Raw genomic sequence first — 815 nt, 5'->3', positions numbered from 1 at the left:
ATAAAACTAAGTACACTAAAATCCCTGGAAAAGCCGCGCTCATTATCGAAACTAACACGAAAATAATGCGTAATAAATTTGCATTCCAACCAAATCGTTCAGCAATACCGCCCATTACACCGGCGATCATGCTTTGTCGGTTCGAGCGATATAAACCAGAATTGGCCATCTAAGTCTCCTCAAATATATAAGTTACAAGGAATCATTTATTCACTTGGTTAATAAGAATATGGAGCCAATCCGAATGAATTAAAGGTTCACAAAACTAAAAATGGTTAAAATATGTAAATGGTTTAAATCAATGAAAGCAACATCTACTAAAATGCACTGTTTCGGGGCTGAAAGTGTTTGTAGCAGCGATGATATCGTTCCTGAACAATAAGGTTGAACTGTAGCATTGCTGTTGTATGTGAATGATGTATATGTCTTTGAAGTCGTCTGGTCTTTTAATGAAACATTTGGGTGTGGCAGCCATCTTGTGTATGGGGTTAAGTGCCTGTGATGTAAATCATGCCGACTCTAAAGATCACTCCGCGGTAGCAACGACTTCTAGACATGAAGATAGTTTGATTAAAAGCACCACTAAGGTTAAAACTCTAGATGATGCAGCGGGACGAACTTTCTTGCCTGAGGGCGTCCCAGATCAAACCTCAAAACTATCCGAAGCAGACCAACAATATGCAGGCCGTTATCATACTCGTATTTCATGTGAAGATAATTTTGCCGATTGTGAAACAGGCGAGGCAGAATATATTTTAAATTTATTACCTGATGGAACTGCGTATTGGAATGTTGTTCATTTTGGTCGTGTTGGT

The 815-nt window shown here is 38.8% G+C and carries 2 protein-coding genes; one reads left to right on the top strand and one right to left on the bottom strand.

Annotation, left to right across the window (positions count from 1 at the left end; genetic code table 11):
* The coding region (locus ABD296_RS50785; protein ID WP_407061595.1) for a PspC domain-containing protein at positions 1 to 169 on the bottom strand (169 nt) is incomplete at its 3' end.
* A gap of 295 nt (positions 170 to 464) precedes the next feature.
* Here ABD296_RS50785 and ABD296_RS49475 point away from each other — a divergent pair.
* Positions 465 to 815 (top strand): DcrB/PsbP domain-containing protein (locus ABD296_RS49475; protein WP_344285499.1); only part of this gene is annotated, 351 nt, incomplete at its 3' end.

The organism is Actinomadura napierensis, assembly GCF_039529375.1.
GTDB classification, from domain to species: Bacteria; Actinomycetota; Actinomycetes; order Streptosporangiales; family Streptosporangiaceae; genus Spirillospora; species Spirillospora napierensis.
The sequence above is the reverse complement of the archived record's forward strand: the minus strand, read 5'-3'. Positions and strand labels throughout refer to the sequence as shown.